The sequence below is a fragment of the Ideonella sp. P3_A4 genome (assembly GCF_056403075.1).
This window is the reverse complement of sequence record NZ_JBFUGE010000747.1, coordinates 1-2,657: the sequence shown is the minus strand read 5'-3', so window position 1 is coordinate 2,657 and position 2,657 is coordinate 1. Positions and strand designations below refer to the sequence as shown.

At 72.7% G+C, this 2,657-nt stretch carries 2 protein-coding genes; both read left to right on the top strand.

The window, feature by feature from the left end; all coding sequences use genetic code 11:
* A partial coding sequence (locus AC1DYI_RS32135) for a BamA/TamA family outer membrane protein (RefSeq protein ID WP_477208170.1) occupies positions 1-309 on the top strand: 309 nt, incomplete at its 5' end.
* Positions 310-321: 12 nt separating this feature from the next.
* Positions 322-2,657, top strand: a 2,336-nt coding sequence (locus tag AC1DYI_RS32130; protein WP_477208169.1) for an AsmA family protein, incomplete at its 3' end; no start/stop codon positions are given.

Here is a 2,657-nt window from a genome sequence, read left to right as displayed (position 1 = left end):
GTGCGCGGCTACGACTACCGCACGCTGGCGCCGGCCACGCCCGACGGCGGCGTCACCGGCGGCAAGCTGCTGTTCACTGCCAGCGCCGAACTCGCGCACCCGGTGTCGAAAGACCTGCCCTCCGTCTGGTGGGCCACCTTCATCGACGCCGGCCGCGCCGCCGACAGCGTGCAAGACCTGAAACCCGCGCTGGGCTACGGCGTCGGCGCGCGCTGGCGCAGCCCGGTCGGCCCGCTGAAGCTGGACCTGGCCTACGGACAAGAACTGAAACAGTGGCGTGTGCACCTGAGCGTCGGTATTGCGTTCTGAAGCCTGAGATCCATGGCTGACGCAACCCCTTCGACACCCCCACCCGCCGCCGCACCGCGCCGGCTCTGGCGCCGCATCGCCTGGAGCGTGGTCGGCCTGCTGGTCGTGCTGATCATTGCGGTGGTGTCGGGCGGCACCTGGGTCAGCCGAAGCGAAGGCGGCAGCGCCTGGCTGCTGGCACAGATCCCGGGCCTGCGTGTCGACGGGCTGCGCGGCGCGCTGCTGGGCGACGAGCTGTCGGCCGAGCGCTTGCACTTCGAACAGGATGGCAACGTGCTGGAGCTGCAGCGGGTGCGCCTGAAGGGCCTGACCGGCTCGTGGACCGCCAGGCCCGGCCCCGGCGAACCGTGGCTGCGCATCCACCTGCAGGCCTTGTCGGCCGAGCAGGCGGTGTGGCGTTCCGGGCCGCCTCGCCCAGGCTCGACGAAGACCCCGGCCCCCACCGACTTGCACCTGCCGCTGGCGCTGGACATCGAGGCCGCGCAGGTCGGCCGGCTGCAGGTGGACACGCTGCCACCGGTGTTCGACATCCAGACCAAGCTCGCGCTGGGCGACGGAAACGGCGCGCGCCACACCCTGCATGCGCTGCGGTTTCGCACCGAGCGCCTGCAGGCCGAGGCGCAAGGTGAGCTGGCCACCACCCCACCGCTGGCGCTGCAGCTGAAAGCCAGCGCCCGCAGCCTGGACGGCGCCCCCACGCCCTGGCAGGCCACACTGCAGCTGAACGGCCCCCTGGCCAAACTGCAGGCCCAGGCCCACCTGGCCAGCGGCGACGCGAAAGGCCCGGCGCTGGACGCCGATGCCACGGTGACACCTTTCGCCCCCTGGCCGCTGGCCAGCCTGAACCTGCGCACGCAGGCACTGGACCTGGCCGCGCTACAGGCCGATGCGCCACACACCCAACTGCGCGGCGAAGCCCACGTCAAGAGCAGCGGCATGGCAGCACCCGCCGACGTCGACACCACGCTGATCAACGACGACCCAGGCCGCTGGGACGAAAACAAGCTACCGCTGCGCCGCCTGCACCTGGTGGCCCAGGGCCAGCCGCAGGCGCTGGGCGACCTGAAGCTGCAGTCGCTGGAGCTGGACCTGGGCGGCACCACGCCCGGCGGCCAGCTGCGTGGCAGCGGCGCACTGCAGCCCAACGCCGGCGCCGAGCGCCTGCAACTCAAACTGCTGCTCGAAGGGCTGCGCCCCAGCGCGCTGGACCAGCGACTGCCGGCGATGACGCTGGCCGGCCCGCTGACGCTGGAGTTGAACGGACTGCCGTCGATCGACGCGCCGGCAACGCCCGCCGCGCCGTCCGCCCCTGCGTCGGCCGCATCGGCTACGCCAGCTTCCGACCCGCTGGACCGCTGGCACGCCAAGCTCGACGGCCAACTCGAAGGCCGGCTGGACCCGCCCGCTCCTGCGGCTCGCAAGAGCAGCGGCAACAAGGCGGCACCTGCACCCGCGGCCAAGCCAAGCGCCGCCACTGGCCCGGCAGTACAGCTGACCCTGCAGGCCGAGTTGAACCGCCGCCAGCTGACCTTGACCCAGGCCGTGGCCCGCGCTGGCGACGCGCGCGCCACGCTGAAAGGCCAGCTGACCTTGGGCGGTGCCACCACCGCCTGGGCCTGGCAGGCGCAGGGTGAACTGGCCGAGTTCGACCCATTGCTGTGGTGGCCCGGCGCGTCGCCACCGGCGAAGCGCGGCCCCAGCAAGCTCAACGCCACACTGGACAGCGAGGGCCGCTGGACGCCTCCGCCCGGCCCGCGCGCTGCCGGCTCTAACGTCTTGACCGGCCTGACCGGTCGCCTGGGCGTCTCGTTGCGGCCCAGCCAGTGGGCCGGCGTGCCGGTGCAGGGCGAGCTGAACGCCACACGCGACGCCAGTGGCACCGCCAGCCTGCAAGCCAATCTCGACGGTGCCGGCAACAAGCTCGCGGCCAGCGGGCAGGACGGCGGCAGCGCAACTCGCAAGGTCGAGCTGAACATMGAGGCACCGGCCCTGTCGGCGCTGGCTCCGTGGCTCAATAGCCTGGGTGCGGGCGACCCTGCAGCCTGGCTGCCGCGCGCCGGCACGCTGCAAGGCCACGCCGAAGCGCACTGGGCCCAAGCCGGCGCCAGCCCGCAATGGCAAGGCCAGCTGCGCGGCAACGCGCTGAACAACCCGGCCTGGCACGCCGACCGCTTCGACGTTCAGGCCCAGGGCACGGGCCTGGGCGACGGCCCGTTGAACGCCACGCTCGCCGGCGACGGCCTGGCCTGGCAGCTGGCCCAGGCAAAAACGCTGCGTGCCGAGCTGAAGGGCAGCCTGCGCGAGCACCAGTTCAACCTGGAGGTCGTGAGCCCGGCCCGCCCGCCCGC